Source organism: Sphaerisporangium melleum, from assembly GCF_014646695.1.
GTDB lineage: Bacteria > Actinomycetota > Actinomycetes > Streptosporangiales > Streptosporangiaceae > Sphaerisporangium > Sphaerisporangium melleum.
Window position 1 is genome coordinate 19,063 of record NZ_BMNT01000009.1, and the last position, 24,718, is coordinate 43,780.

Sequence of the window (24,718 nt, forward strand, 5' to 3'; positions counted from 1 at the left end):
AGAGGTCCCCGGAGGCGCGGTCAGGCGGTGGCGGGGGTGGGCGGTTCGGCTTCGCCGGGGGCGGCCGGGACGACCTTGGGGACGACGCGCACCCGGGCCACCCGGCGGCCGTCCATCTCGGTGACGATCAGCGTGCAGGCGGGCCGGTCCACCCGCTCGCCGGTCTCCGGCAGGTGGCCGAGCGCGGCCATGACGTACCCGCCGAGGGTCTCGTACGGGCCCTGGTCGAGCCGGATGCCGGTCTCGGCGGCGAAGTCCTCCAGGTTGACCAGCCCGTCGATCTCCATCTCGCCCGCGACCAGGCGCACCTGCTCGCCGTCGGCGTCGTACTCGTCGCGGATGTCGCCGGTGAGCTGCTCGACCAGGTCCTCCATGGTGACGATGCCGGCCGTGCCGCCGTACTCGTCGACGACGATGGCCAGGTGCTGGCCGTCGTGGCGCATCTCGCTGAGCGTGGGCAGCACCCGCTTGCTGCCCGGGAGCAGCTTGACCGGCCTGATCGGCACCAGCTCGCCGATGGGTTCGATGCGGCCGGTGAGCACCGGGTCGAGCAGATCGCGCACATGGACGAATCCCACGATGTCGTCATAGGAGTCGCGGTACACCGGGAACCGGGAGTGCGGCATCGCGGCGGCCAGGATAGCCGCCTCGGCGAGCGGGGTGTCCAGCGCCATGAACTCCACCTCGGTGCGCGGCAGCATCACCTCGCGCAGATGGCGCTTGCCGGCGGTGAAGACCTCGTCGATCAGGTCGCGCTCGTCCTGGGTGAGCTCCTGGTGGGCGACGACCATGTCCCGCAGTTCCTCGGTGGTCATCTCGGCCCGGTCGGCCTGCGGGTTGCCGCCGAGCAGCCGCACCACCCCGTCGGTGGACTTCGACAGCAGCCAGATCACCGGCCGCGAGAGCATGGCCAGCCGGTCGAGGAACGGGGCGACGGCCAGCGACAGTCCCTCGGCCCGCTGCAGGGCCAGCCGCTTGGGGGCCAGCTCGCCGAGCACGAGGCTGGTGTAGGAGATCGCGAGGGTGACCGCCACCAGCGACACCGGCCGCACGACCGCGTCCGGGGCCCCGGAGCGGGCGACGTACGGTTCGAGCTGGCCGGCCAGGGTGTCGGCGCCGACCGCGGCCGACAGCATGGTGGCCACGGTCACCCCGATCTGCACGGCCGACAGGAAGCGGTTGGGATCGCGGGCCAGCCTGGCCACCCGCGCGCCTCGCCCGCCCTCGTCGGCCAACCGGCGGATCTGGCTCTCTCGCAGGGAGACCAGCGCGATCTCGGCCGCCGCGAAGAACCCGCCGGCCAGGATGAACAGCAGGACCAGGGCGATGTCCGCCACGACGTTCTGCACGCCGATGTCCGTTCGTGAGGCTCACACGATGATCTGGTCAGCGTACCCGTTGCCGCTTTTCCACCCGGACGCCGGAGCCGGGTAAGCTAGGCGATAGACCTACAAAATCAAACACGATCGCACACGATCGAACGGAGGCTGGCTAGTGAAGCTGCTGGTTACCGGAGGCGCCGGATACATCGGGAGCGCCGTGGCGGCTCAGCTCGTGGAGGCGGGCCACGAGGTCACCGTGCTGGACGACCTGTCCACCGGGCACGCCGACGCGGTGCCCGCGGGCGCCGCCTTCGTCCGGGCCGGCATCACCGAGGCGGGCGGCGTGCTCGACCCGTCCTTCGATGGCGTGCTGCACTTCGCGGCCCGCTCGCTGGTGGGCGAGTCGGTGGAGAAGCCCTCGCTGTACTGGTCCAACAACCTCGGCGGCACGCTCGCCCTGCTGGAGGCCATGCGGGCGCACGGCGTACGGCGCGTGGTCTTCTCCTCCACCGCCGCGACCTACGGCGAGCCCGAGCGCACCCCGATCACCGAGACCGACCCGACGCGGCCCACCAACCCCTACGGCGCCTCCAAGCTGGCCGTGGACACCGCGCTCACCGCCTTCGCCGGCCTGCATGGGCTCGGCGCGGTCAGCCTGCGCTATTTCAACGTCGCCGGGGCCTACACCGGCGCCGACGGCCGGGTGTACGCCGAGCGCCACGCGGTGGAGACCCACCTCATCCCGAACGTCCTGGCCGTCGCCCTCGGCCGACGCGAGGCGGTGAGCGTGTTCGGCACCGACTACCCCACCCCCGACGGCACCTGCGTGCGCGACTACATCCACATCGACGATCTCGCGCGGGCCCACCTGCTGGCGCTGGACGCGTGCCGGCCGGGCGAGCACAAGATCTACAACCTGGGCAGCGGCACCGGTTTCTCGGTGCAGGAGGTCATCTCGGTGTGCCGCGAGGTGACCGGCCACCCCATCCCGGCCGTGGTCGGCGAGCGCCGCCCGGGCGACCCGGCGGTGCTGGTGGCCTCCTCCGAGCGCATTCAACGCGAGCTGGGGTGGAAGGCCGAGCACGCCGACCTGCGCCGCATCGTCGCCGACGCCTGGGCCGCCATCCCCCGCTGACCTCGCACCACCGTCCCGCGCCGCCCCCGGGCCGCCCGCTTTCCCTGCCGGTCCCGGGCCACCGGCACCGCCGTGCCGCGCTGCCCCGCGGCCACCGGGGCCGCCGTACCCGGATGGGACGCCCCTGCCGCCCGGCCCTGCGTCCGCCGGCGGGACGCCCCGGCAGTCTTGGCCGTCTTGGCCGTCTTGGACGCCGTTCCGCGCGGGCAGCGGGTCCGAGCGCCGGGTGGGCGCAGGCCGGTCAGCCGCGCGGCGGTGAGACCCGTGTGCCGGGCCGGTTGGTCGCGGGCCGCCGGTCGCCGGCGCGCGGGGGTCGCGCCCCGATCGACCGGCGTGACCAGTTCGGCGCGGTTGTCGCCCTCGTTGCCGTCGACCACCTCGGAGGTCAGGCCGGCGACGGCGCGCAGCGGGCCGCGGGCGTCCCCCTTGACCCGCCCGACGATGGTGACCGCTCCGGAGTCCCCGGCCGGGATGTCGACGGCCGAGGAGCACACCACCTCGTTCCTGGACGTCCCCGGACGGCAGGAGGCGACGTTGACGGCGGCGATCCGGACGGCGTCCGGCACGCGTACGGTGAGCACCGGCAGCACCGCCTGGCCCGGCCCGGCGTTGCGCACCTTCACCACGTACGACAGCCAGTGGCGGGGCTGGGCGACCCGCGGCGTGGCCGTGACGCGCACCGACAGGTCCGCCCCGCCCCACCTGCCGGGCCGGGGCCCGGTGGACGCGTGGACGACCGTGGGAGCGGCGGCGGCGACGAAGAGGACCAGTCCGGCGGCGATCCCGGCGGTGAACAGACCCATTGACGTACGACCCCCAAGTGTTCGGGATCAATTGAACGCCGCGGCACCGCCACTCCGCCCGCCCGACACGCACCCCGCCGTCCAGGCGAATCCCAGCCCCGGGCAAAATCTCATCCCCGCGCAGGGAGCGCGACGCCCCGGAACGGTCAGCGGCAGGGGGCGAGGGCCGGACGGGTGGTGTCGGGCTTGAAATCCACCTTGGAGAAGTACTTGCGCAGCAGCCCCCGCACGGTGCCGTCGGCGTACATCTGGCTGATCGCCGCGCGCACCGTCTCGCAGGCCCGCACGTCGCCCTTGGGCACGCCGACGGCGTACCGCTCGTCGGTCAGCCGCGCGCCCAGCACCCGGTAACGGGCGTTCTCCCGGTCGGCGAACCCGGCCAGGAGCAGGTCGTCGCCGGGGACGGCGTCCACCTCGGCGGCCCGCAGCAGGTCCATGCACTCGGCGTAGGTCGCGGCCGGCACGAGTTGCACCCGCACCGCGTCCTGGACGATGCCGGTGGTCACGCTGGCCCCGGGATTGCACATCTTGCGCCCGGCGAGGTCGGCGAGCTTCTCGAACGGGTCGCCGTCGCGCACCAGGACGTCCACGTGGGAGACGTAGTACGGGCCGGCGAACGTCACGGCGTCCTGCCGGGCGGCCGACATCGTGTACGTCGCGACGACCAGGTCGGCCCGGCCGGAGGCGAGCGCGCCGGCCCGCCCGCCCAGGGGAACCGCCCGGTAGGTGACGCCGTCCGGCGGGACGCCGAGCTGCCGGGCAATGTGCCCGGCCAGCTCCACCTCGAAGCCGTGCCAGCCGTCCTGCTGGTGCAGGGCCACCCCCGGCACCAGGTCGCGCACGGCGATGGTCAGCTTTCCGGTGCGCGCGGCCTTGTCGACGATCGAGGAGAAGGTGGGCCGACTCGGCGAGGGCGAGGCGCTCGGGGATGGCCGGTGGCTGACGACCGGGGGCGTCGCGCGGCCGAACTCCGGGCCCCACTCCCACGCGGCCAGGGCGCCACCGCCGGCCAGGGCCAGCACCGCCGCCGCGGCGGCGATCCACCGCCCCCGGCGCGGCGCGCGGGGGGCCGCCGCGCCGCTTCCGGCGTGCGTGGCCACCGTCCCCGCGGGCACGTCGTGCGCGAGGACCGGCACGGCCGCCATCCCCCCGCCCGGCGTGGTCACCCCGGCCCCGACGCCGGACCGAACCTCGGCGGGCCATCCGGCCGGAACCCCACCAGGACCGACCGCAGCGGAAGCATCCCCGGGCCGGGCTCCGGAGGGCGTGCGGCCGGGAGCGGAGGCGGCCCACCCGGCGGAGACGTCACCGGGATGAGTACCGGAGGGCCGTCCGGCAGGGGCGTCACCAGGACGGACGCCGGCGGGCCACCCGGCGGAGACGTCACCGGGGTGGGTACCAGGGGGGCGTCCGGTGGGGGCGTCTCCGGAACGGGAACCGGGGGGACGGGCGGCGGGGGGCCAGGGAGTCGTGGGGGTCTCACGGCCGGCGAGTTCGGCGCCCTCGCTGAGCACGGCGGTCGAGACGCCCGCGTCGCCGGCGTCGGCATGGCCGAGCAGCCACAGCAGCACCCGGTCGGCGGTGGGCCGCGCGGCGGGATCCTTGCTGAGGCAGGCCCGCACCACGCCGCGCAGCCGCTCGGGCATCGCGCTCAGGTCGGCCTCGTCGTTGAGCACGCGGTTGAGCACGGCGGCGATGGACGTGCCACCGAAGGGCGCGCGGCCGGTGGCGGCGAAGGCGACGGTCGAACCCCAGGCGAACACGTCCGCGGCCGGCCCCACCTCGCCGCCGGAGATCTGCTCGGGGGCCATGTACGCGGGAGTGCCGACCGCCCGGCTGGTGATCGTTCCGGTGGAGTCCAGGATGCGGGAGATGCCGAAGTCGACCACGCGCGGGCCGTCCGGCGCAATGAGCACGTTGTCGGGTTTGAAGTCCCGGTGCACGATGCCCGCCTTGTGAATGGCGGTGAGCGCCGTGGCCGTGCCGACCGCCAGCCGCTCCAGCGCGCCGCCGGCGAGCGGCCCGCCGGTCTCGACGGCCTCGCGCAGCGACCTGCCCTCGATGTACTCGCTGGCGATGTAGGGGACGTCCCCGTCCAGGTCGGCGGCGATCACGCGGGCCGTGCAGAAGGACGCCACCCGCGCGGCGGCCTTCAGCTCACGGGCGAAGCGCGACCGGGCCGTATGGTCGCCGGAGAACCGGACGTGCAGCAGCTTGACCGCCACCCGCTCGCCCGACTCGTCCTGGCCCAGGTAGACGACGCCCTGGCCGCCCTCGCCCAGGCGTCCGGCGAGCCGGAAAGGGCCAATCTGCGCGGGGTCTCCCCGTCCGAGTGGCCCGAGTTGCGGCATTCCTGTCCCCGATGGTGTTGTCCGGTCCCGACCAGGAAACTTTACGACCCCTTGGCCGTCCGCTCCGCACCCGAGACCACGCCGTGATCTCCCGCCCACGCCGCGACCCGGCGGCACGCGCGTGGCCGGCCTCTCTCAGCGCGCGCCGGCCGCTGTCTCCGTACGCGCTCGCCGGCGCGTGTTCCTCGTACGCGTCGGCCCGTGTGACGTCGAAGGGCCGCCCCACCGGCGCACCGGAGGAACGGCCCCACGTCCTGGCCTCCCGCGGTCGGGAGGACTTCTCAATTGGTGGTCATCATGACCCGGTGACTCGCAGGTGTCGTCGTTCGGCCAGCTCCTCCGCGCCGACCAGGGTCAGAATCGGGGTACCGGGCGGCGCGAACATGGTCACCACCAGCTGCGACTGCGCGTCCGGAAGGTTGTTGGCGCCCTGGAGGTGGATCACGTCACCCCCGGGCTCGAACAGGGCGTCACCGGCCTTGAGCACCCGGGGCGGCTGCCCCTCCAGCTCGAAAAGGATCTGGCCCTGGGTCACGTAGCCGAAGATCGGCCCGGGGTGCCGGTGCGGCGGCGCACCCGGGTCACCGGGCGGCAGGGTGACCCGGATGGTCCTGGCCTCGGCGCCGGCCGGGATCCGGGCCGCCGCTTCTGGCAGGGTGGTGATCACCTCAACGCCTGGGGGCAGGTGTGCGTGCTCGCCGCTCATGCATTCCTCCGTCCGAACAGGGACTGTCCAGAGTGAGGACAAGACGGCCTCCCCATTTGTGACACCTCTGCCCGCCGAGGGTGTGACGGCCCGCAGACGCGAAAAGGCCCCTACCAGCGGCGACGCCGCAGGCAGGGGCCCGTCCTCGGCTAGGCGGACATCTTCTTCTTGAGGTTCTCGTCCAGCGCGGCCAGGAAGTCCTGGGTGGTGAGCCACTTGGCGTCCTTGCCGACGATGATCGCGAGGTCCTTGGTCATCTGACCGCTCTCGACGGTCTCGATGGAGACCTTCTCCAGCGTCTCGGCGAACGCGGTCACCTCGGGGGTGTTGTCGAGCTTGCCGCGGTGGGCCAGGCCACGGGTCCAGGCGAAGATCGAGGCGATCGGGTTGGTGGAGGTCGGGTTGCCCTTCTGGTGCTCACGGTAGTGGCGGGTCACCGTGCCGTGGGCGGCCTCGGCCTCGACGGTGCGGCCGTCGGGGGTCATCAGCACCGAGGTCATCAGGCCGAGCGAGCCGAAGCCCTGCGCGACGGTGTCGGACTGCACGTCGCCGTCGTAGTTCTTGCAGGCCCAGACGTAGCCGCCCTCCCACTTCAGCGCCGCGGCGACCATGTCGTCGATCAGGCGGTGCTCGTAGGTGATGCCGGCGGCCTCGAAGTCGGCCTTGAACTCGGTCTCGTACACCTCGGCGAAGATGTCCTTGAAGCGGCCGTCGTAGGCCTTGAGGATGGTGTTCTTCGTCGACAGGTAGACCGGGTACTTACGGGCCAGGCCGTAGCGCATGGAGGCGCGGGCGAAGTCGCGGATCGACTCGTCCAGGTTGTACATGGCCAGCGCGACACCGGAGCCGGGGAAGTCGTAGACGTCCAGCTCGATGGGGTCCGAGCCGTCCTTGGGGGTGAAGGTCAGGGTCAGCGTGCCCTCGCCCGGGATCTTCAGGTCGGTCGCGCGGTACTGGTCGCCGAACGCGTGACGGCCGACGACGATGGGCTTGGTCCAGCCCGGGACGAGCCTCGGCACGTTCGACATGATGATCGGCTCGCGGAAGATGACGCCGCCGAGGATGTTGCGGATGGTGCCGTTCGGCGACCGCCACATCTTCTTCAGGCCGAACTCCTCGACCCGGGCCTCGTCGGGGGTGATGGTGGCGCACTTGACGCCGACGCCGTACTGCTTGATGGCGTTGGCGGCGTCGATCGTCACCTGGTCGTCGGTCGCGTCCCGGTGCTCGATCCCGAGGTCGTAGTACTTGAGGTCGACGTCGAGGTAGGGCAGGATCAGCTGGTCCTTGATGAACTTCCAGATGATCCGGGTCATCTCGTCGCCATCGAGTTCGACGACGGGGCCGGCTACCTTGATCTTGGGCATGCTTGGGGTTCCCCTTCTTACCACTTCATACGACTAGGCTGACCAAACCGGTCTTTCTACGCACACAATCGTCCGTGAGGCTACCTGACCGGGTTCGCCGTGCCGCTATCTGCCCGCCATCCACTGCAGGGCGAGGCTGACGGCGACCCCGGCGAGCAGGCAGCCGAGGACGCCGAGGGTGACGGCGTCGGTGCGCCGCCTGCGCACGGCGAGCAGGCTCTCGCCGGGGACGACCAGTCGCAGGACGGCGCCCAGCAGCACCGAGCCCGCGACGACCAATGAGCCCGCCCATGCGGGCAGGCCCATCGCGATCGTCACCAGGCCGGTCGCCGCGCCCGCCAGGACCAGCAGGTACGACGCCCAGCCTCTACCTCTCGTCAATCGGTGTCCACTTCTGGGCGCTTTGCCCGATGTACTCGCTGTCGGGACGGATCAACCGGTTGTCGGCGTGCTGCTCGATCACATGGGCGGTCCAGCCGGACATCCTGCTCACCGAGAACACCGGGGTGAACAGGTCCGTCGGGATGCCGAGGTAGTGATAGACCGTCGCGGCGTAGAAGTCGACGTTCGGGTAGAGCCCCTTCTCGGCGAAGACGACCTCTTCCATCTCCTTCGACATCCGATAGTAGGTGTCGTCACCGCTCGCCTCGCCCAACTCCCGCGACATCTCGCGCAGGTGCGTCGCGCGCGGGTCCTCGGTCTTGTACACGCGGTGGCCGAACCCCATGATCTTCTCGCCGCGGACCAGCCGGTCGCGTACCGCCTGGGCCACGCCGCTCGGCTCGATGCTCTCCAGGGTGCGCATCACCTGCTCGTTGGCGCCGCCGTGCAGCGGGCCCTTCAGCGTGCCGATCGCGGCCACGATCGCCGAGTGCATGTCCGAGAGCGTCGCCGCGCACACGCGGGCGGCGAAGGTGGAGGCGTTCATGGTGTGGTCGGCGTGCAGCACCAGGCAGGTGTCGAAGATCTCGACCGCGCGGCGCTCGGGCACCCGGCCGGTGATCTGCAGCAGGAAGTTGGCCGCGATGCTCAGCTCGGGGTCGGGCTCGCGCGGCTCGCCGCCGGTACGGGCCGCGTGGTAGCGCGCGACCAGGATGGGCTGCTGCGCGGTCAGGCGGGCCGCCTTGCGGTGGTTGGCCTCGGCCGAGTTGGAGCCCTTGTCCGGGTCATCGGCGCTGGCCAGGGAGACCAGGGTCCGCAAGGCCTCCATGGGGGCCTGTTTCTCGGCGATCTCGGCGACGTTCGCCGCGACCAGGCCGCCGAGGGTGCGGCCCTGGACGAGCTCGGCGCCGTACGCGGCGAGCTGCGCGCGGGTGGGCAGCGTGCCGACCTGCAGCAGATGCGCGGTCTCTTCGAAGCTCGTGCGCCCCGCCAGCTCGTGGATGTCGTAGCCGCGGTAGAAGAGGCGCCCGGCTCTGCCGTCGATGTCGCTCAGCGCTGTGGACGCGGCGACGACATCGGCGAGACCTTTGGTGGGGTTGTCCGCCATGGGTGGTTTCCTCCGCTTATCTTCGCTCGAAGTCTACCTGTGAGCAGGTAAAACCCGCCGCGGAGGCCCAGACGAATTTCCCCATTGATTCTCGTTATGGCAAAGGAGATTCCCCACCCCTTCGTTTGGGTAAGCCGGAGCTATAGCGGAAGTAACGGCGGGCTACCTGGGGAGGAACTGCCGTGGAGGGGCCGTTCATACGCGTCGAGGACAGCGGCGAGGTCGTCCCGTTGCGCCCCGAAGTGACCACCATCGGCCGAGGCCGGGGTGTCGATGTCAGGCTGGCCGATCCGAGCGTGTCACGACTGCACGCCGAGTTCGTCCGCCGAGGGCCCTACCTGTATGTCGTTGACCTGGGCCTGTCCCGCAACGGCACCCGGGTGAACGGCAGGCCGATCGCCCGGAGGGTGCTCGACGACGGCGACGTCGTCTCCTTCGGCGCGGCGCGCTGCCGGGTGGGCGGCATCCCCCGGGAGGACATCACGCCCGAGGTCGAGCTGCGGCGGGCCGCCGCGCCCGAGCTGACCAGGCGCGAGGTCGACGTCCTCACCTCGCTGTGCCGGCCCGCGCTGTCGGACGAGGCGTTCGTCGCCCCGGCGACCGCCCGCGAGATCGCCGACGACCTGGTGGTGACCGAGGCCGCGGTCAAGCAGCACCTTCTGCGGCTGTACCAGAAGTTCCGCATCCCCGAGGGGATCAACCGGCGCACGCGGCTGGCCAACGAGGTCGTCGCCCTCGGCCTCGTGCGGCCCACCCCCGTGGTGCCGCCTCAGCGCACCTCCGGCCCCGGCGAGTCCCCACCCCCGCAGACCGCCGGCCGCCGCGCCTCATAAGCGTCCGTTCCCGCCCCCGCACCGGCGGGAACGCACCGCACCCACCCGAGCGCGTTCCGTCATACCAGGACGCGGAAACCACCCCGGAAACGCCTGCGATCGCTAGCGTAAAGGTCATGACAGCCCAGGTCCGGCCCGAAGTCATGACAGACCGGCCATTTCCCGACTGGTTGATCCCGCCACCCGAGGGGTTCCATGCGGAAGACCTCGATCACATGCCGGATCTGCCCGCGCACAGCGAGTTGATCGACGGAAGCCTGGTCTTCGTCAGCCCGCAGACATCCTTCCACTCGGTGATCCTCGACCTCATCGGTGCCGCTCTGCGACGGCTGGCCCCCTCGGAGTACCGCGTGCGCAGAGACATGAGTGTCATCCTCGGGCCACGACAACGTCCGGAACCGGACCTCACCCTCATCCACGACAGCGCCGATCGAGGGCTCGACGTGACCGCCTATCGGGCGGCCGATGTCCTGCTCGCCGTCGAGGTCGTCAGCCGGGACTCGGAGGTACGCGACCGTGAGCGCAAGCCGCAGTTGTACGCGGCCGCGGGCATCCCGCACTTCTGGCGGGTCGAGCCGAATGGCCGGCAGGCCACGGTGTACGTCTACGAGCTCGACCCGGCCACCAAGGCGTACGCGCTGATGGGCATCCACCACGACAAGCTGCAGCTCACCGTGCCCTTCGAGATCGACATCGACCTCACCGAGATCGAGCGCCTCTGATCGGCGAACCGCTCGGCCCGGCCGGGGCGCGGGGCCGGGGGCCGAGTGGACGTACCTCGGCCCCGGGTGTGCGGGTGGGTGGTCAGCTCGTGCAGGTGGCCTTGCCGGAGACGTAGACGCGGACGGCGCCCCCGTTGGTGGCCGTCACCGTCAGCTTGTCCCGGCTGAAGGCGTCGGAGTCGGTGTCCAGGCTGGTCGACACCGACACCGCCGGGCTCGCGGTGATGACGATGGTGCCGGTCAGCATGGTGGGCGCGTACGACGGGCACATGACCAGGAACGATTTGGTGGCGCCGGGTTCGACCCAGACGGCGTTGCCCGCGCCGGCCGTCGCCGCCGAGGCCGGGGCGACGACGGCGGTGAGCCCGCCGGCCGCGGCGGCGGTGGCCAGGACGACGCTCGCGGTGAAGCGCTTGATCATGATGGTGTCCTTTCTCTCCGGCCCCCGTTGGGACCGTGTGGATTTCCTGGGCCCCGCCACGGATCGGGCGGGGTGGTCGTGGGCCGGCCGGGCACTCGCCCGGTCCGGAATGCGGGGGTCTGCGGTCAGGGGCGGGCGGGGACCGAGGGCTCGGGCGTGAGGCGGGGGGTCGCGGAGGCGGCGGGGCGGGGGCGCAGCACCCGGGCCAGGACGCCCGGCGACATGAGCCGCTGGGGCGGGGCCTGCAGGTTGGCGACGCTCAGGAACGCGTTGCCGACCACCGGGTCGGTCTCCGCGGCCGCGTGGACGCGCGCGAGGTAGCCGTTGAGCAGCCGCACGCGCGCAGGTCGCGGTCCTTCGACGGCGGGGAACCGCAGGTCACCGACGACGGACATGTCCCACGCGATGTCGATGGCCTTGGCGGCGCGCCGGTAGAAGCGGCGGGCCAGCTCGTCCCGCCCGGCGGCCAGGCAGTCGCGCAGGGCCAGGGCCTCGCACGCGGCCACGGTCATGCCCTGTCCGTAGCTCGGGTTGAACTGGCACAGGGCGTCGCCGAACACCAGGTATCCCTCGGGGTGCCGCCGCAGGCTCTCGTACCGGGACCTGATGCTCACCGGGATGCGCATCAGCCGCGGCGCTCCGAGCGGCTCAAGGCGGGTCAGGAGGCGGTGCAGGTCCGGAACCGGGAGCCGGGCCGCGAACCGGTGGTACCCCTCGGGATCGACGGGCGGGATGTCGTCACCCATGCCGAACAGCGTGACGAGCCACCGATCCCCCTCCGCGCTGAGCGCCACCCCGCCCCGGGGCACGGCCACGCTGTGCCCGACGATCATGGCGACCACGTCGGCGTCGCCCGGCCGGCGCCGGTAGGCGCGCGAGACGTACACCAGGCCGGAGTCGACGCGTTCCTCCCGCGCGGGCCGATGGCCGAGCCGGCGCAGCCACTCGGCGCCCCGGTTGCCGCGGCCGGTGGCGTTCACCACGAGGTCGGCCGGCAGTTCCTCGGCGTCCTCCGCGCGCCGGCCGTGGCCGAGCACGCGTACCCCGGTCACCGCGCCGTCCCGGCCGGCGATCGGCTCGACGACCTCGCGGCCGTCGTGGATCTCCACACCGGGCAGCGCCGCGACGCGGGCCCGCAGGTAGCGTTCGAGCAGCGGCCGGCTCACGCTCAGGCCGCGCATCCGGGACGGCGCGGGGTGCAGCCGCCGGCCGTCGTTGTACCAGTGGACGTCCTGCTGGATGTCGCAGGGGACGGCGCCCGCCGCGACCAGGTCTTCGCGCAGCCCGGGGAACAGGTCGCCGAGGACCTCGCATCCCCGCGAGAGCATGCCGTGCGCGTGGTGGCCCTGCGGGACGCCGCGCCGGGGCACGCCCTCCTCGGGGAGCGCGTCCCGGTCGAGCACCGTGACGCGGTCGAAGGATTCGCTGAGCGCGCGGGCCGCGAGCAGCCCGCCAACGCCCGCTCCGGCGACGACGGCGTGGCCGCCGGGCCGTGGTCCGATGCCGGTCATCGCCGTCAGCCCCATTGGGAGGGGTCGCCGGTGAGCGACCACTGGGACGGGTCGCCGGCGTCGGCCTGGGCCGATGCCGTGCCCAGGCCGAGGAGGGCTCCCAGGGCGATCAGGGCGATCGCGGCCCGTGCCGCCGTGCGGATGGTTCGTTCGATCATGGTTCACCTCGTTGTCCGCCGCCTGTGCGGGGCGGTGTCGTGCTCACGTCAACGAGGATGCGCGGCGCCGCTTGGGACCCGGTGGGAACCGGCTTTCCCAGCGGATTCCCAGCGGGCTCCCAGCACCGGCCGAGGGCTGAACGCGGTGGTGGAGGTCAGGGGGTGGCGAGGAGGGCGGCGAGGAGAGTGCCGACTTCTTGCCGGGTCATGGCGCGGCCCTGGGCGGCGTGGCGTTCGTACTCCTGCGGCGGCAGGGCCTCGCGCACGGCGGCGGCCTCGCGCGGGCCGTCCAGCGGGTCCATCAGCTCCGGGGAGACGCCGGCCCGGGCGCCGATCGCCTGCACGGCGCCCATCAGTACGGCGGCCTGCGCGGCGCGCCCGGTCAGTACGAGGGCACGGGCCGTGCTGTGCACGGTCACCAGCCAGAACGAGATGTCCCCGTAGCGATCCATCGCGGCGAGGACGTCCGCCGCGACGGCCAGTGCCCGCGCGCCGTCGCCGCGGTCGCAGGCGGTCTTCATCTCGCACCAGGCCGCTCCGTCCGCGGCCCAGTCGTGGCCGCTGGCGCGGGCGGCGGCGACCGCTTCCTGGAAGACCGCCGCGGCCGCGGCCGGGTCGCCGAGGGCGCGCAGGGCCATGCCCTGGACCATGAGCGTCTCGGCTTCCAGCCAGTCCAGGGCGCTGCGCCGGGCGAGGCCGACGGCGGCGCCGGCGGTGGACCGGGCGTCGATGCCGGCCCCGGCGAGCGCGCCCAGGTACGCGAAGTAGGCGGTGGCGCTCGCCTCGGTCACCGGGTCGCCCGCCTCGCGGGCCTCCTGCACCGCCGTACGGGCCGCCTCGTACGCCTCCTGCGGCCGCCCGGCCAGGTAGCACAGCCCGCAGACCGCGAATCGAGCCCGGGCCCGGACGCCGGCAGCGGCGTGCGGGGCCAGGGCGAAGGCCTGGGACAGCCAGGTCAGCCCTTCGGCGACGTACCCGGTGCGGAACCAGAACCAGAAGAGCGCGCCGCCCAGCCGCAGCGCGTACTCCCCGTCGCCCGTCGCCAGGGCGGAGGCGAACGCGGCCCGGAAGTCGGCCTGGTCACGGGTCAGCCCGTCCAGCAGCGCCGCTCCCTGCGGGCCGCGCAGATGCCGTTCGGTGCTCTCGGCGCGGGCCAGCACCCAGGCGCGGTGGCGTTCCCGGGCCGCGGCCAGGTCCTGCGGCGAAAGCTCGGCGCGGGCGTAGTGGCGCAGCGTCTCCAGCATCCGGTAGCGGCGCGGCGCGGTGCCCGGCTCGGCGGTGACCAGGGACTTGCGGACCAGCGCCGACAGCGGGACGAGCACGCCGTCGACGTCGCCGACGGCGGCGGCGGCCTCCAGGTCGAAGCCGCCTTCCAGGACGCCGAGCCGGTGGAACAGCCGGCGTTCGGCGGGCTGTAACAACTGGTCGCTCCAGGCGACGGTGTCGAGCAGCGTGCGATGGCGGCCGGGCCGTCCGGCGGATCCGGCGACCAGCAGGGTGAACCGGTCGGTCAGGGCGTCGGCGATCTGGTTCAGCGACAACGTACGGCACTGCGCCGCGGCGAGCTCGATGGCGAGCGGGATGCCGTCGAGCCCCGCGCACAGGCCGGCGATCAGCTCGCGGTCGCCCGGCTCGGGCGTCCATCCGGGCAGCGCGGCGGCGGCGCGGCGGAGGAACAGTTCGGCGCCCTCGGTGGCGGCGGGAAGCGGCGGCACCTCGTACACCATCTCTCCGCTGATGCCGAGGGACTCGCGGCTGGTGGCCAGGACGCGCACGCCGCCGCATCGGGTCAGCAGGGTGTGGACCAGCGTGGCGGCCGGGGCCAGCAGGTGCTCGCAGTTGTCCAGGACGACGAGGGTGTCGCGTCCGGCGAGCATCCCGGCAAGGTGATCGGGAGAGGCGGTGGTGGGCAGGCCGAGCGCGGCGGCGATCGTCGGAACGAGCAGGTCGGCGGTGTGCAGGCCGGCGATCTCCACCAGCCACGGCCCGTCGGCGCCGGTACGGGCACGCGCGGCCTCCAGGGCCAGTCGTGTCTTGCCGACCCCGCCCGGGCCGGTGAACGTGACCAGCCGGTGCGCGTCCAGCAACGCGGCGACGGTGGCCAGCTCATCGGCGCGGCCCACGAAACTGGAGAGCGCGAACGGCAAATTACCCGTGGCCTGCGCCGGCCTCGTGGCGTGAAGAGGGGGGACGTCGAGCATTCCCTCCCCGGCACCGGAGAACCGGGGATCGCGCACGCCTTCGCCAGGCCGAGGAGAAACGACGGCGGCCCCGTGCCCTCGTACGGGCTGGGCCGAACGCTCCTCCTGAGCAGGCACGACAGCGCCTTCCCGAGCAAGAAGCGCGGCCTCCCCTCCCGAGGCGGGCACCGCCGAGTCAGTGCCATGGGCGGGTGCCGCCGGTTCGCGTACCGGGGGTCGTGCGGGGGCGGGCGGTGGGTCGAGGAGGGGGTCTTGGGCGAGGATGGCCGTCTCCAGGTCGCGCAGGCCGCGTCCGGGGTCGATGCCCAGCTCGTCGGCCAGCCGCCGGCGCACCGCGCGCAGCGCGGCCAGCGCGTCGGCCTGCCGTCCGGAGCGGTACAGGGCCAGAGCGAGCAGCTCCCAGCCGCGTTCACGCAGTGGCCGCTCGGCGACCAGCGCCTCCAGCTCGCCGACGGCGTCGGTGTGCCGTCCCGTGGCGATGATCGCGGCGAGCCGGTCCTCCTGGACGGCGGCGCGGAGGTTCTCCAGCCGGGTCACGTCCGGGGTGGCGAAGGCCGCGCCGCCGAAGTCGGCGTACGCCGGGCCGCGCCACAGCGCGAGGGCCCGGCCGAGCAGGTCCGCCGCCTGCCCGGGGTCGCCGCCCTCCAGTGCGCGCCGGCCGCGCGCCGCCAGGTCGGCGAAGCGTTCGGCGTCGACGGCGGCGGGGGCCACCCGCAGGGCGTACCCGGGGCCCTCGCGCACCAGCAGCCGGGGCGGCGCACCGGGCGGGCGCTCGGGCTCCAGGGCTCTGCGCAGGTCGGCGACGTAGCCGTGCAGAGTGGTCGGCGAGGGCTGCCGCGCGCCCTCCCACACCTCGGACATGATGCGGTCGGCCGAGACGATGCGGCCCCGGGCGATGAGCAGCAACGCCAGCACGGCCCGCTGGCGCGGCCCGCCGAGCCCGGCCGCCCGTCCGCCCACCTCGGCCCGGATCGTTCCCAGCACCCCGAACCGCACGTCCTCGGCAACGCCCACCGCAGCCCTCCCGGCCTGGATCACCGCCCCGCCGCGACGATATCCGACCGGCCGTTCTCCGCAAGGCCGCCGATACCCGCGAATCGGGATTCAGCTTGCGGCCATGTTCCGGGAGATGTGTCGGTAGCAGATGTTCAGGACTTCCAGACTCAGGTAATCGTCGTTGTCGCAGCGCAGCCTGATGGTTCTGGTGAGGCCGGCCACTTCGGGGAAGGCGGCCAGCGGGTCGGGATCGAGCGCGGTCGCGGCGGCCGGCATCGCCTTGCGCTTGCGGTGCAGGTTATCGGCGTGTTCCTGGGTGACACCGGCTGCGGAGGCCTGGGCCAGGTGATCCTCGGCGAGACTCCGCAGTCACCGGACCAGCGGCTCGGCCTCGGCCTGCGGCGGCTCGGTCCCGATGGCGGCCAGGGCGGCTTCGGTGAGGGGCGTCGCAATCACGAACCGCCACATTTGGTTACAGGGAAAGGTTCATCGGCCGAGAGGATCAGTCGACCTGATAGAGGGCGGCACGGTACGCGCCGTCCGCACAGTCCGCATATGCTCCCGCTCCCAATAGCATGGTCGTTCCAGGCTTTCGTGCGATGGCGACGATGTTCTGGCCGCAGTCCTTGCCGCCGCCCAACTGCTGCCTTCGCAGTGTGCGTCCCCTCGCGTCCACGTGCCGCAGGTAGGTGTCGTAGGAGTCCCTGATCCAGGCCCCGCCCCTGCCGTCGGCCTCGATCTCCATGAAGCCCGTCCCCTCGATGGCCCTGTCAGCTCCCACCTCGATCCGCCAGGCGCTGCCGTCCCAGCGGGCCAGCAGCGTCCGCGACTTGGATGGCTCCTCAGCCGAGCTGTCGAAGATCCCGCCGACCGCCCACACCTGTCCGTGGCCGCGTACCAGGACGTCCCAGAAGATGGCGCTGCCACCTTCTGGGAGTTTCTGTGGGGGCAGCGGCATCTTCTCCCACCCGTGACCGTTCCACCGGGCGGCTGCCGATCTTCCGGGCCGGTGCCGCGGCGCTCCAACCCCCGGCCGACCGCCCACACTTCGCCGGGGACCTGTCCGTCGAGCCCTTCCCCCCAGATCGGCACCTTGGTGTCCACCCAGGTTCCTCCGGTCAGGCGCTTGACCACGGCGGGGCTTTTCGGATCGTACGGACCGCGCCTGGCCAGGAACCAGATCTCGTCGCCCACCGTGACCGCGTCCTTCACGAACAGGCCCGGACCGAGGTCGGTGACCTGCCAAGCCTTGCCATCCCAGCGTGCGGCATAGCTGTGGTCCCGCTCCGACTGGTAGTCGGGCGGTCCGATGAAGACCCAGACGTTTCCACGGGCGTCAATCGTCGCGGCCAGGCCGAGTCCTTTGACCGGGGGGAGTTTCACCTGCCGCCAGCCGTCCGCCCCGAACCGGCCCAGCCAGGCCGCGCCGTCCTGTTCCCCGATGGCCCACGCGACGCCATCCGGCCGGACCGCCACGTCGTGGAGAATCCCGGACTCCTGATCCCGAGGGAGGATGTGCACGGGCTGCCATGATCCCTTCGTCGTTCTGGCCGGTGGGCTTGGTGTGGCGACGGGCGGTGATGGTTCGACGACCGTCTTCGTCAGCGTGGGTGTGCTCGTCGAAGGAGCGGCTTCCGGCGGCGGCACGTCGCCGGCGCAACCCGCCACACCCCAGACGATCATGATGGTGGCGAGGAACCGGGGGACCTGTCGCATGTGGCCCAGACAACAGCAGAAGATCACCGCACGCAACGGGGCGCCTTTCTTGGGGCCAGGAGTACTTAAGGTGCCGCATGAAGCGGCACGGGCTGAATCCCCGGCCCTCAAGCCGGGGAGCGCGTCAACGAACGGCCGGTAGCAGGCGGACCGCCGGGGGCAGTGGCGCGCGGGCCGGGCCGGCGCGGAACGACTGGATCATCAGGGCCGCGAAACGGCGCGACGCCGCGGCGCGCTGCTCGGGTGACTCGGCGCGGATGCCCTCGTTCGCCATCAGCGCCATGATGAAGTCCTCCAGCACGAAGTCCGCCCGCAGGACACCCGCCTCCTTCGCCCGCGCGATGAGCCGGAGCAACAGCCCGATCGTGCGCTCGCGGTCGGCGGTGAAGTACGGCAGCCGTGCGGTGAACGCGCGGGACAGGCCCCGGTCGAGTGCGTGCGCCTCCATGAGCTTCTCGAGCACCAGGCAGAAGCCGTGCCACGGGTCGGCCTGCGCCAGCCCTTCCTCGACGACCGTCGAACACATGGCCATCGGCTCGGCGAAGACCTCGCCGAGCAGCGCCTCCTTGGTCGGGAAGTGCCGGTAGACGGTGGCCGCGCCGACCTGCGCGCGCCGGGCGATCTCCCTGATCGGCACGTCGAGGCCCTCGGCGGCGAACGCCGCGCGGGCGACCGCGAGGATGCGCGCGCGGTTGTCGCGGGCGTCCGAGCGCAGCTTCTCCCTCACTTCGGCGGTCACCGCTCTCACTTTAGTCAAACGGACGGGGTGTTCCGTTACGGTGCGGCGCATGAGAGCTGTTCAGTTTTCCGAGTACGGCCCGGCCGGCGTCGTGCACGTCGCCGAAGTCGAGGAGCCGCACGCGGGGCCGGGGACGATCCGCGTCGCCGTACGGGCGTCCGGGCTGTCGACGGGAGAGGCGTCCATCCGTTCCGGGAAGATGCGTGACCTGGTGCCGGTGGCGTTCCCGCACCGCACCGGGTTCGACGCCGCGGGTGTGGTGGACGAGGTCGGCGACGGCGTCACGGGCGTCGGAGTCGGCGACGAAGTGTTCGGCATGACCGCGACGACCACGCGCGGCGCCAACGCCGACCACGCGGTCCTGGGCGCCTGGGCGCCGAAACCGGCCCCGTGGAGCTGGGAGGAGGCCGGTGGCGCCGCCGGAAGCGTCGAGACGGCGACCCGCGTGCTCGACCGGCTCGCGGTCGGCGCCGGGCACACCGTACTGGTGCAGGGCGCGGCCGGCGCGGTGGGCACGGTCGCCGTGCAGCTCGCGGTGGTACGCGGCGCCACCGTCATCGGCACGGCCGGGGAGCACAACCACGACTTCCTGCGTTCGCTCGGCGCGGAGCCGACGACGTACGGCGCGGGCCTGGCCGAACGGGTCCGCGCGCTGGCACCGGGCGGGGTGGACGCGGTGTTCGACTGCGCGGGAGGGGCGCTGCCCGACCTGATCGCCATCGCCGGGAGCCCGGCGCGCGTGGTGACCATCGCCCCCGACCGCACCGCGGCGGCCCTCGGCGTGCACCTGTCGCACGGCGTACCGGCCGGGGACGCGGCGGCGGCCGTCGGAGCCGCCGACCCGCTGGCGGTACACGGCCTCGCCCTCGCGGTCGAACTCGCCGGGCAGGGCAGGCTGCGGGTACCGGTCGCGGCGGCGTTCCCGCTCACCGAAGCCGCCGCCGCCCACGAGCTGAGCGAAACCCGCCACGCCCGCGGCCGAATCGTCCTGGTGAACTGACCACCCCGCCGACCGGCCACCCACGGCTCAGAACGTGCCACATGTGTGGTCAGGTTCGACGGGCGGCTCGCACAGCACCAGGACGAGTTTCATAAGCGGTGCCGTGTGAGTCATACCTCTGGGAGGGAGGGATCAGGTTTCCAAGGGTTCGGTGCGGTGATGGACCAGCGTTCATGGTCGCGCCAGGCCCCGTCGATATAGAGGTATGCGGGCGACAGCCCTTCGTAACGGAAACCCAGGCGCCGGGCCAGGGCCAGGGATGCTTCGTTCGCCGGCTGAATGTTGGCCTCCAACCGATGGAGCCGCAGTTCGGTGAAGGCGTGCTGCAGAATGAGGGTGAGCCCGTCGGTCATATAACCTTGCCCTGCGGACGGGGTGAAGGCCGCATAGCCCAGGGACGCGCCCTGATAACGGCCCCGGATGATCGAATTGATGTTGACCGTGCCGGCGGCTACGCCGGTCTCCCGGACACGGATCAGAAAGCCCAGATTCGTGCCGTCATCGAAGCGGCGCATCCAGACCTGAAACTCTTCCGCGGTCGCGGGCAGCTGCATCCATGGCGAATGTAGCCCGGTGCTGGCCTGCACGAGTGAGCAGAACTCGTCCTGGTCGGAGAGGGTGAGCGGGCGCAGTTCGACCCGTGATGGCAGTTCGGACATGGATCAACGTTAGGGCCTGGTGTGAGCTCGCCGTCCGCTACGAGGCGACCTTGCACATCGCCTGTATCAAAGAGTGGCTGCGACCACATTCGAACGCGTCGTAGCATCGGGTCCCGTGATCGTATGGCTCAACGGCACGCACGGCGCGGGCAAGACGACGACCAGTGCACTCGTGCAGCGACTGATCCCGGATTCCCGGGTCTTCGACGCCGAGAAAGTCGGCGAGACGCTCATGGACATCACGCCGGGGCTGCCCGCGACGGACAACTTCCAGCACTGGCCGCCTTGGCGGCCACTCGTGGTCGAAACCGCCCGCCGCGTACTCGACTACACCGGTGGCACTCTGGTAATGCCCATGACGGTCCTGGTCGAGCAGTACTGGCGCGAGATCAGCACGGGCCTCGCCCACCATGCCATTCCGGTACGGCACTTCGTCCTCCACGCCGACCAAGAGACCCTCCGCGCGCGCATCGAGGGGGACACTCTTCTCGCCCCCGTCCCCTCCCCCTTCCGGCTCAAATACCTTGAGCCCTACGCCGAGGCGGCCCGCACGTGGCTGCACGCCGAGGCCGAGGTCGTCGACACCACACACCTCACCCCCACCGAGGTCGCCCTGCAGATCGCCAAGGCCCTCAGCAACTGAAATCCATCCCCCTGTGATACCGCGCGCTGTCGGTGAACGTTTCCGGGTCACAGCACCGGCTAGGAGGAGCGGAGTGGTCGACGTCAGGAAGACTCTGACTCTGGCTGTTACGACGATGGCCGTCCTTGTGCTGAGCGGGTGCGGGCGTCAGCCGGTCACTCAGACGAGCTCAGGCGACACCGGCAACGCCAAGACGGGAAAGCTCGATGTCGCCGTCTTACGGACGAGCGAATACGATCACCTGGTCTTCGACTCCCCCGAAGACCTTGCCGCCAGTCGGGCCGCTCCTGTAGTGATCGCGTTTCCTGCTGTTCCTCCAACCGGCCAAGAATCCGGCAGCAGGCATGGCCGACGGCGGAAGAATAGCCAATCCTTATGCTGGACGACCGGCGAACGCCCCGCTTTTCACGGCATATCCGCAAGGGCTGATCTTCGAGCAGGCGTCAGATGTCGACAAGAAACTGGTCGGCGGTTTCGAGGACCTGGAGGATCAACCAGAAGGCTGGCAACCGAAGAACCGCTCAATATCCCCCATGAATGAGTACATCACCCGAATCAAGTCACAAGGGTTCAACGGGTAACGAACACCGTCCGATCATGCCCCTGCGGTCAACGTCGGCGACCAGGCGGCGGCTCTTGATCAGCGCCTGGTCGCCGTAGCCCCGTACCGCTGCTGCCGGCTACCTGCCGCCTTGGCCCGCAGGTCAGGGGCTTCATTGCCGCGCGGCTTCTTACGCGGCGGGCGCCGCGGGGGCTTGGTTTCGAGGAGTGGGCGGAGGGGGTGCGGGTGTTGTGGGTCTCCACCGGGGAGGCCGCTGGGCTGCTAACCACAGCGCGGTCCCGCGCCCCACCTCCCCGCACCGGCCCACGGCACTGGCCCCGGCTCCGGACGCGAGGGTTCCGACGACGAGACCGGACGGGACGGCGCCGGCGACCGGCCCGAGCAGGAGGGGGACCACGATGGGGCCGGACGGGAGGGGGGCCGTCACGGCCGGGCCCTGGTCAGCGCTTACGCGACCGGCCACATCACCTTGCACCTACATTCGAGCGTAACCGTGTTCTGGAGAAACAAAAGTTCACGGTACGGATCTCGGACAGCCAGGAACCTGGATCACTCGGCTACTATCCGCCGCCGCCGCGCACCGATACCCTGGCCGACGAGCAGATTGTTCCTGACGCCGAGGCTTTTTAACCGTCCATACTTCGCATAAGGTGTGGCCCAGCCTCCGACTTTCCGGTGGGCCGGGCCCTTTCTCTTTGCCGGGAGAGGACATTGGACTCCGATGCGCTGACGCACTACCGCAAGCTACTGGAGGAGGACCTGGACGTGCCGTTGTGCGTCACGTGGATCGAGTGCATGCCGGCCACCGAGGCGCTCGTCGTGGCGGGAGGGCAGGAGGACGGCTCGGGCAGGCGCACCTTCACGCAGACCGTACAGGCGGCCTACGACGCGCTTCCCGCTCGGGCCGGCGCGGCGATGGCCGGAAGCCTGGGGTCCTGGACCGTCCTGGTCGAGCCCAACGGCTTTCAAGGGACGCGTCCAGAAGTTCTGGCCCGGTTGGCGCGGCAAGGACGGGCGCTCAGCGTGTTCTGGAACGCCAACGCGGACGGGCAACTCGCCTATGCCGAGCACGGCCGCGTCCTGGTCACGGCGGATCTGCTCGACCCCGAAGAGCTGCAAGACCTCGAAGACCTGCCCGACGCGCTGTCGGCCTGGCCCGAGCTGGCGGAACAGGACGATCTCCGCAGTGCGGCCCTGACCTTGGGCGAGATGCTCACCGGCGAGCGTCTGGCGGCGGAGTGGCTGGCCGCGGAGCACCAGAGCGCCGTTCTGGACGCGTACGCGGAACCGGCCGGAGCGGTTCTGTCCGACCAGGACAAGCGCGACCATCTCGCTTATCTCGCCAGCGACCCACGCGTGGCCGACCTCATCGCAGCCCCCGGCCCCGGCCGCGCGCGCGAGATCGCCGCGCTGGTGGCGGAGACCGCGTGCGAGCTGAGCGACCTGCACGTGCCGGTGGCCGACCGTGTTGCGGCCGCTCTGGCGGGGGCGCCGAGCCCGGCCGTTCTCGCCGAACTCCGCGCCGAAGTACGCCTCCTCAGCCAGGAACTGCTGGCTCAGAGCCCACCGGCCGATGCTCCCGCTGAGACCAGGGAACACTGGCGCGCGCGGTACCAGGCATTGAGCGTGCTTGAGGCCGCGGTCGGTGAGGACGCCCTGGCCGCGGCCAGGGATGCGATCTGGCGGATCGGCATGCTCCGATTGGGCGACCGGGCGGGCCGCCGGGTGGGCGCGCTCATGACAGTGCTGGAACAGCTTCAGAAGTAGGGCCGGGAACTACCTCCGCCATCACTCACACGAGGTATTGAAGACGGTGGCCGGCCAGGGAACGTGCCGCACGCGTGATCAGATTCGTCGGCATGCGACGCCGGGAGCGAGATCGATGGGGGTGCTTCGCTCGATGTGCTAGCCGGTCGGGTCGGCGATCTCGCAGATGTACAGCGGCTCGCCCAGCGACCGGGCGGGTTCCTCCCACCGCGCGGCCTTGAGGGTGAGGATCGGGCAGATGGCCGCGATAGCGACCGCGGCGACGTGCGCGTCCCACGGTTCGAGATCGGTCCTGGCGATCACCTCGGCCAGGGCGATGCCCTGCTTGGGGCCGGCCAGCGGTGCGATCTCCACCGACTCCAGCAATGCCATCCCGTACAGGGCGTCAGCGGCCTCGGAGGACCTGGAGTCCAGCGACGCCCCCACGATGGCGAGCGCCGGGATGACCATCGGCTGCTTCTCGGCGTCGAACCGTCGCACGATGTTGATCAGGTCGGGATACCCGCGCACCACCTCGGACAGAAAGGTCGTGTCGAACGCGAGGGGGATGGGGGTGTGGTCAGACACCGAAATGAACTCCTTCACAGCGGCGATCCTGCGCTCGGCCCACTCGACGGAGCCCGTGTCGGCAGCGGCGGTCCCGGCACGAGCCGCCCAGGCGGCCTTCCGCTCCAACCGGAACGCCAGAACCAGAGCCGCAGGGGGTTGGTTCCGAGGAGCGCTGGTCGGGCTGGTTCTGGACGGGGATCGGGCACCCCGGCCGGGTGGGGGCCGGGGTGGTGGGAGCGGTCAGTTGCCGGGCGGGTCGGGGTCGGAGGTGACCGGGGGCCGCGGGTCCGGGGTCGGGGCCGGAGCGGAGGTCGAGGCCGGACCGGGGGCCTGGGTGGGGACCGCAGCGGATGCCGGACCGGGGGCCGGAGCGCGGGTGGTTATGGCTTGGGCGGCGGCGGAGGGGTTGGCGGTGCTGTGGGTCGCGACGGGGAGGCCGCTGGGCTCCTTGAGCAGGTACCAGGCGCCGCCTCCGCCGGGGACGTCGACCACGGCCACCGTCACGATCAGCCGCCCGCCGCCGTACACGTCCAGCTCGGGCGGGAGCAGGAACGGCCGGTAGTAGTCGCCCCCCATGGGCAGGTGCAGGCGCTCGACCGGACGGCAGCGCAGGCCGTGGCACTCCAGCTCCTTGGCCAGGTCGCCGAGCGCACCGCGGTGGCGTTCGGCCTGGTCCTCCGGCCTCCCCCAGAACCACAGCGCGGTCACGCGCCCCACCTCCCCGCACCGGCCCCGGCCGCGACAGCGCCCACAGCGAAACCGTGCAGGACGCTGCCTGCGACAGGACCGGCCGGGACGTTTGCTGCGAGGGGGTGGGGGTGGAGGGGGCGCACGCCTGGCTCTGCTGGGGCGGCACTTGCGGCAGGGCCCGGCAGAGGGCTGGTTGCGGGAGGGGGGCCGGGGTGGGTGGCGGGCGTCAGGAGGGCTGCCGGTGGGGCGGGCGTGAGGGGGGGTTCTGGTGGGGTGGTGGGGGGTTGGCGGCGGGTGGGGTGGGGCACGGGATCGCACTCCTGATCGGATCGGGGCGGACTTTCAGAACTGGCGCTCTGTAATCAGTCCATCATTTAG

At 71.9% G+C, this 24,718-nt stretch carries 24 protein-coding genes; 7 read left to right on the forward strand and 17 right to left on the reverse strand.

What is annotated here, in order from left to right; translation table 11 throughout:
- Window positions 1-20: 20 nt before the first annotated feature.
- Window positions 21-1,349 (reverse strand): hemolysin family protein, encoded by a 1,329-nt coding sequence (locus IEY93_RS09585; protein WP_189162641.1) that lies wholly within the window; start codon window positions 1,347-1,349, stop codon window positions 21-23.
- A 145-nt stretch (window positions 1,350-1,494) separates the two neighbouring features.
- On the opposite strand from IEY93_RS09585, the gene galE reads away from it, so the two are divergent.
- A complete protein-coding gene (gene galE / locus IEY93_RS09590; RefSeq protein ID WP_189162642.1) occupies window positions 1,495-2,457 on the forward strand; it encodes a UDP-glucose 4-epimerase GalE in 963 nt (320 codons plus the stop codon).
- On the opposite strand, the gene IEY93_RS09595 is transcribed toward galE, so the two are convergent.
- The 6 genes from IEY93_RS09595 to IEY93_RS09620 form a co-directional block, all read right to left on the reverse strand.
- Window positions 2,376-3,260, reverse strand: a complete 885-nt coding sequence (locus tag IEY93_RS09595) for a DUF11 domain-containing protein (RefSeq protein ID WP_189162643.1) — start codon at window positions 3,258-3,260, stop codon at window positions 2,376-2,378. The genes galE and IEY93_RS09595 overlap by 82 nt on opposite strands.
- Before the next feature lie 146 nt (window positions 3,261-3,406).
- Entirely contained in the window at window positions 3,407-5,611 is a 2,205-nt protein-coding gene (locus tag IEY93_RS09600; protein ID WP_189162644.1) for a serine/threonine-protein kinase, read from the reverse strand.
- Window positions 5,612-5,906: 295 nt separating this feature from the next.
- Window positions 5,907-6,317: a cupin domain-containing protein gene (locus IEY93_RS09605; protein WP_189162645.1), complete on the reverse strand. Its 411-nt coding sequence runs from the start codon at window positions 6,315-6,317 to the stop codon at window positions 5,907-5,909.
- A 149-nt stretch (window positions 6,318-6,466) separates the two neighbouring features.
- On the reverse strand, window positions 6,467-7,684 hold the full coding sequence (locus IEY93_RS09610; RefSeq protein ID WP_189162646.1) for an NADP-dependent isocitrate dehydrogenase: 1,218 nt from the start codon (window positions 7,682-7,684) through the stop codon (window positions 6,467-6,469).
- 105 nt (window positions 7,685-7,789) lie between these two features.
- Window positions 7,790-8,065 carry a DUF3017 domain-containing protein gene (locus tag IEY93_RS09615; RefSeq protein ID WP_189162647.1) on the reverse strand — a complete coding sequence of 92 codons (276 nt, stop codon included), beginning with the start codon at window positions 8,063-8,065 and terminating at the stop codon, window positions 7,790-7,792.
- Window positions 8,052-9,173, reverse strand: a complete 1,122-nt coding sequence (locus IEY93_RS09620; protein ID WP_189162648.1) for a citrate/2-methylcitrate synthase — start codon at window positions 9,171-9,173, stop codon at window positions 8,052-8,054. The genes IEY93_RS09615 and IEY93_RS09620 overlap by 14 nt, the downstream gene beginning before the upstream one ends.
- Before the next feature lie 182 nt (window positions 9,174-9,355).
- Here IEY93_RS09620 and IEY93_RS09625 point away from each other — a divergent pair, with 182 nt between their 5' ends.
- Together IEY93_RS09625 and IEY93_RS09630 are read left to right on the forward strand one after the other, a co-directional pair.
- Window positions 9,356-10,006 carry an FHA domain-containing protein gene (locus IEY93_RS09625; RefSeq protein ID WP_189162649.1) on the forward strand — a complete coding sequence of 217 codons (651 nt, stop codon included), beginning with the start codon at window positions 9,356-9,358 and terminating at the stop codon, window positions 10,004-10,006.
- A 143-nt stretch (window positions 10,007-10,149) separates the two neighbouring features.
- Window positions 10,150-10,728 (forward strand): Uma2 family endonuclease, encoded by a 579-nt coding sequence (locus tag IEY93_RS09630; RefSeq protein ID WP_189162783.1) that lies wholly within the window; start codon window positions 10,150-10,152, stop codon window positions 10,726-10,728.
- A gap of 82 nt (window positions 10,729-10,810) precedes the next feature.
- On the opposite strand, the gene IEY93_RS09635 is transcribed toward IEY93_RS09630, so the two are convergent.
- The 7 genes from IEY93_RS09635 to IEY93_RS09665 form a co-directional block, all read right to left on the reverse strand.
- Complete coding sequence (locus IEY93_RS09635) at window positions 10,811-11,149, reverse strand: hypothetical protein (protein WP_189162650.1); 339 nt, start codon at window positions 11,147-11,149, stop codon at window positions 10,811-10,813.
- A 125-nt stretch (window positions 11,150-11,274) separates the two neighbouring features.
- Window positions 11,275-12,660, reverse strand: coding sequence for an NAD(P)/FAD-dependent oxidoreductase (locus tag IEY93_RS09640; RefSeq protein ID WP_189162651.1), 1,386 nt, complete (start codon window positions 12,658-12,660; stop codon window positions 11,275-11,277).
- A gap of 5 nt (window positions 12,661-12,665) precedes the next feature.
- Window positions 12,666-12,818: a hypothetical protein gene (locus tag IEY93_RS09645; RefSeq protein WP_189162652.1), complete on the reverse strand. Its 153-nt coding sequence runs from the start codon at window positions 12,816-12,818 to the stop codon at window positions 12,666-12,668.
- Window positions 12,819-12,973: 155 nt separating this feature from the next.
- Entirely contained in the window at window positions 12,974-16,033 is a 3,060-nt protein-coding gene (locus tag IEY93_RS09650) for an AfsR/SARP family transcriptional regulator (RefSeq protein WP_189162653.1), read from the reverse strand.
- 90 nt (window positions 16,034-16,123) lie between these two features.
- Window positions 16,124-16,291, reverse strand: a complete 168-nt coding sequence (locus tag IEY93_RS09655) for a hypothetical protein (RefSeq protein ID WP_189162654.1) — start codon at window positions 16,289-16,291, stop codon at window positions 16,124-16,126.
- 226 nt (window positions 16,292-16,517) lie between these two features.
- Window positions 16,518-16,973: a hypothetical protein gene (locus IEY93_RS09660; protein ID WP_189162655.1), complete on the reverse strand. Its 456-nt coding sequence runs from the start codon at window positions 16,971-16,973 to the stop codon at window positions 16,518-16,520.
- A gap of 882 nt (window positions 16,974-17,855) precedes the next feature.
- Complete coding sequence (locus IEY93_RS09665) at window positions 17,856-18,470, reverse strand: TetR/AcrR family transcriptional regulator (RefSeq protein WP_229691010.1); 615 nt, start codon at window positions 18,468-18,470, stop codon at window positions 17,856-17,858.
- A 49-nt stretch (window positions 18,471-18,519) separates the two neighbouring features.
- Here IEY93_RS09665 and IEY93_RS09670 point away from each other — a divergent pair, with 49 nt between their 5' ends.
- A complete protein-coding gene (locus tag IEY93_RS09670) occupies window positions 18,520-19,470 on the forward strand; it encodes an NADP-dependent oxidoreductase (RefSeq protein ID WP_189162657.1) in 951 nt (316 codons plus the stop codon).
- 110 nt (window positions 19,471-19,580) lie between these two features.
- Here IEY93_RS09670 and IEY93_RS09675 read toward each other — a convergent pair whose 3' ends face one another.
- Window positions 19,581-20,129 (reverse strand): GNAT family N-acetyltransferase, encoded by a 549-nt coding sequence (locus IEY93_RS09675; RefSeq protein ID WP_189162658.1) that lies wholly within the window; start codon window positions 20,127-20,129, stop codon window positions 19,581-19,583.
- A gap of 115 nt (window positions 20,130-20,244) precedes the next feature.
- On the opposite strand from IEY93_RS09675, the gene IEY93_RS09680 reads away from it, so the two are divergent.
- From IEY93_RS09680 to IEY93_RS09690, 3 genes are all read left to right on the forward strand, one after another.
- Window positions 20,245-20,772 carry an AAA family ATPase gene (locus IEY93_RS09680; RefSeq protein ID WP_189162659.1) on the forward strand — a complete coding sequence of 176 codons (528 nt, stop codon included), beginning with the start codon at window positions 20,245-20,247 and terminating at the stop codon, window positions 20,770-20,772.
- A gap of 344 nt (window positions 20,773-21,116) precedes the next feature.
- Window positions 21,117-21,353: a hypothetical protein gene (locus tag IEY93_RS09685; protein ID WP_189162660.1), complete on the forward strand. Its 237-nt coding sequence runs from the start codon at window positions 21,117-21,119 to the stop codon at window positions 21,351-21,353.
- A gap of 692 nt (window positions 21,354-22,045) precedes the next feature.
- The gene (locus IEY93_RS09690; protein WP_189162661.1) at window positions 22,046-23,101 is read left to right on the forward strand and encodes a DUF6461 domain-containing protein; all 1,056 of its coding nucleotides are present in this window, start codon (window positions 22,046-22,048) and stop codon (window positions 23,099-23,101) included.
- Between the two features lie 138 nt (window positions 23,102-23,239).
- On the opposite strand, the gene IEY93_RS09695 is transcribed toward IEY93_RS09690, so the two are convergent.
- Both IEY93_RS09695 and IEY93_RS09700 read right to left on the reverse strand, forming a co-directional pair.
- Window positions 23,240-23,668 (reverse strand): PIN domain-containing protein, encoded by a 429-nt coding sequence (locus IEY93_RS09695; protein ID WP_189162662.1) that lies wholly within the window; start codon window positions 23,666-23,668, stop codon window positions 23,240-23,242.
- A 222-nt stretch (window positions 23,669-23,890) separates the two neighbouring features.
- The gene (locus IEY93_RS09700) at window positions 23,891-24,358 is read right to left on the reverse strand and encodes a hypothetical protein (protein WP_189162663.1); all 468 of its coding nucleotides are present in this window, start codon (window positions 24,356-24,358) and stop codon (window positions 23,891-23,893) included.
- Window positions 24,359-24,718 lie beyond the last annotated feature (360 nt).